A 3,456-nucleotide genomic window follows, 5' to 3' on the forward strand; every position below is an offset into this window, starting at 1 on the left:
ACTCGGGCTGAGCCTGGTGCGGGGGTTGTCCGCGGGCGGTATCGAGCAGCTGCTCACGGCCCGGCGCGGGTGTGCCTTCGATGACGTCACGGATCTCGCCCGGCGTGCCTCGCTGGAACGCCGGGATCTCAAGGCCCTGGCCGCGGCGGGGGCCCTGGCCGGGCTGGCCGGTCACCGCCGCCGGGCCCGCTGGGCGGTCCTCGGTGTGGAGCCGGAGCTGCCGGTGCTGCGGGGCACGGCGATCGAGGAGCCGGCCCCGGCGCTGGCGCCCCCCGGCGAGGGCGAGACCCTGGTGGCGGACTACGCCAGTACCGGCGTGAGCCTGGGCCGCCATCCCCTGGCCCTGCTGCGCCCGCACCTCGCCCGGCGGCGCTTCCGCACCGCCGCCGCGCTGCGGGAGGTCGGCCACGGCCGGCTGGTGCGGGGGGCCGGTCTCGTCATTACCCGCCAGCGGCCCGGCTCCGCCGGTGGGGTGACCTTTCTTACCCTGGAGGACGAGACCGGCGTGGTGAACGTCGTCGTCTGGCAGGCCACCGCCGAGCGTTTCCGTCGCGCCGTGGTCGGCGGGCGGCTGCTCGGCGTGATCGGCACCTGGGAGCGCCGGGGCGAGGTCATGCACCTCGTCGCCGGGCGCATCGAGGATCACTCCCGGCTCTTGGGGCGGCTGGTCACCCGCAGCCGGGACTTCGCCTAGCCCGCCGGGGTTGCCCCGCGGCTGCCACCCGGCGATACGGGCGCATGCTATCCCGGCTGGCCGTCCGCCCGCGGCGCGTTCAGCACCGGGGCATAGGCGACGACGAAGATCCCGAAGGAGGCGATCCAGGCCGCCCCCGCCAGGTGCAGGGCGCCGGTGGCACCAGTGGCGGCGGAGGTGAGTCGGGCGAGCACCGCCAGCGTGATCAGCGCGTAGATCGCGCGTCCCCCCGGGCGCAGCAGCAGCCCCCGGGCGGTGTGGGCGACGGCCACCCGCGTCATCACCCCGAGGATGAGCGTGCCGATGGCGCCGACGCCCAGGGCGTGGATCCAGGCCGCCGGCGGCACGGCGGGGACGAACGGGGTCAGGCCCTTGAGCAGCAGCGCCACCGGGATCCAGGCGTAGCCCAGGTGGAGGATCCACATCAGCGGATCGCCGACGGTGTGCCAGCCCCGCCAGCCGATCACCCGGGCCGCGTGCAGCGCCGCTGCGACGAGGGCGAGCACCGCGGTCACGCGGCTGCCGGGGGCGAGGGCGTCGGCAGCGAGCACGGCGACCAGCGCCAGCAGGGCCGCCCGGTCGAGCCGGGGCTGGCGGCGTATGAGCTCAGGGTCCCGTCCCTGACGCCGCAGCCAGTTGCCGGAGAATGCCGGGATGATCCGCCCGCCGATCACGGCCATAAGGATGGCGGTGAGATCGAGGGCGAGGTACTCCCCGGTACGCGCCAGTCCTGGCGCGACCCCGGCCATGGCGAGATGCAGGCATAGGTTGCCGAGGGCGAATACGGCCAGCACGGCCACCAGCGGCAGGTTGCGCCGGTTGCCGTGCCGCCAAAGCGTGCGCAGTGCCACCAGGGCCAGGGCCGGCAGGAAGGCGAGGTCGATGATGGCCGCCGGGACCACGGGTATGACGCCGCCGTACAGCGCCATCGCCAGCCGGCCGGCGAGCCACAGCGCCGCGAGGCCGAGCAGCCGGGCCCCGGTGGGCGGCGGAGCCCCCGTCCAGTTCGCCATCGCCGTGAGCAGGAAGCCGGCGACCGCGCCCGGCACCAGCCCGTAAAGCATCTCGTGGGCGTGCCACCACAGTGGCGAGGTCGCTGCCGGCAGCCGGATCGATCCGGTGAGCACACCGAGCCATACGGCGATGACCACGACCGCGAACAGCGCCGTCAGGAGAAAGAAGATCCGGAACGGATAGGCCAGTAGATGGGAGCGGGGCATGGGATCACCGACACGTTTTAAGATGTATCAAATATACCTTTTAAAGGCCGGTCTGAACACCACCGGCGATCCCGCCGGAGCGGGCTCAATGGCGGTGGGCCGAGATCGCGTAGGTGTCGCCCGAGGCGCTCTTGGCGCGATACATCGCCATGTCCGCGGCACGGATGAGGTTATGCCCGTCCTCGCCGTCCCCGGGAGCCAGCGCGATACCGATACTGGTGCCCACGCGGAAGGTATGGCCGTTCACTGTCACGGGGGAGTCCATGGCGTAGAGCAGCTTCTCGGCCACCGTCACCGCGTGCCGGAGCTCGCGGATGTCCTCCAGCACGATCGTGAACTCGTCGCCGCCCAGCCGGGCGACGAAGTCCCCGTCGCGCAGGGTGTTGCGCAGGGTGGTGGCGAAGTGGGCGAGCAGGCGGTCGCCGGTGTCGTGACCGTAGGCGTCGTTCACGCGCTTGAAGCCGTCGATGTCCAGGAACAGTACCGCCAGCATCCGGTCCGTGCGCCGGCGAGCGAGACTCAGTGCCAGGTGTTCCTCCAGCGCGGCGCGGTTGGGTACCCCGGTGAGCGGGTCGAAGTGTGCCAGGTAATCCAGGCGTTGCTCGGCGGCTTTCCAGCGGGTGACGTCGGTAATGGTGACGATGTTGTTACGGATGTTCGGTGCTTCACTGTCGCGGACGCCGATGACATTCACCCAGGCGACGAAGGTGCTGCCGTCCGGGCGCTGCGAGGCGATCTCGCCCTGCCAGCGCCGGCCCGCTGCCAGCGCCCGGTGCACCTCGCCGGCGAGCGCTTCGCTCCGTGCGGGGGCGAGGGCCCCGAGGATGTCGCTGCCGAGCAGCTCGCCGGCCCCGATACCGGTGATCTCCGTGACCGCGGCGTTGGCGCGCAGGACACGGTTGTCCGCGCCGGTGATCAGCAGGCCCTCGGCGGCGTTCTCGAAGATGCGGTCCGACAGGCGCAGGTCGTGCTCGAGGCGTTTGCGTTCGGTGATGTCGCGCAGGCTTGCGAGATAGCCCGTCCGTCCCTGCCAGGGAATGCCGGCTACCGCCATTTCCGCGACCCGGGGCGGCCGTTCCGGCGGCAGGACGTCGATCTCCGTGCGGGCGGCGGTCAGGGGAAAGCCGAATGGCGAGTGCACGAGTTCGTTGTGACCACGGCCGAACAGACGAAGCGCCGCGGGGTTGGCATAGCGGATGATCCCGTCGGGGTCGATCACCACCAGCGCGTCGCTGCTGTGCTCGACGACGCGGTGCAGCAGCTCCGGGCCGCCGTCGTCGGGGCCGGCGATGACCGGCGGCCCCCCGTCGATGCCCAGCGCCGGCGGCAGACCGGGAACCGGGCGCCGCGACGGTGAGTGGCCTGTCGGGATCTGGCAGTTCGGCATTGCTTGTTCTCCGCTGTCTCCCGGGGGCCCCCGGGATGCCGGCGGCGCCTGCTGCGTCGGTGCGTTATGCCACGCTTACGCGTGTCCCCGGCCCACGGGAATGAGGGCCAGGCTATGGAGGACCTGGTCGTGATCGGAGAGATCGCCGATGATCC

Annotated in this window: 3 protein-coding genes; 1 reads left to right on the forward strand and 2 read right to left on the reverse strand. The window is 72.0% G+C overall.

The features are described 5' to 3' along the window. A partial coding sequence (locus tag G7A99_RS25080; RefSeq protein ID WP_240466057.1) for an OB-fold nucleic acid binding domain-containing protein occupies positions 1-694 on the forward strand: 694 nt, incomplete at its 5' end. A gap of 47 nt (positions 695-741) precedes the next feature. On the opposite strand, the gene G7A99_RS01475 is transcribed toward G7A99_RS25080, so the two are convergent. After that, positions 742-1,914, reverse strand: coding sequence for an NnrS family protein (locus tag G7A99_RS01475; RefSeq protein WP_018717716.1), 1,173 nt, complete (start codon positions 1,912-1,914; stop codon positions 742-744). An 85-nt stretch (positions 1,915-1,999) separates the two neighbouring features. Then, complete coding sequence (locus G7A99_RS01480; protein WP_018717717.1) at positions 2,000-3,301, reverse strand: diguanylate cyclase domain-containing protein; 1,302 nt, start codon at positions 3,299-3,301, stop codon at positions 2,000-2,002. Positions 3,302-3,456: the final 155 nt, after the last annotated feature.

The organism is Arhodomonas sp. KWT, from assembly GCF_010993615.1.

What these genes read in the sequence shown, in the direction of transcription:
- G7A99_RS01475 (WP_018717716.1), bottom strand. Translation starts at nt 1,914, where the DNA reads ATGCCCCGCTCCCATCTACTGGCCTATCCGTTCCGGATCTTCTTTCTC.
- G7A99_RS01480 (WP_018717717.1), bottom strand. Translation starts at nt 3,301, where the DNA reads ATGCCGAACTGCCAGATCCCGACAGGCCACTCACCGTCGCGGCGCCCG.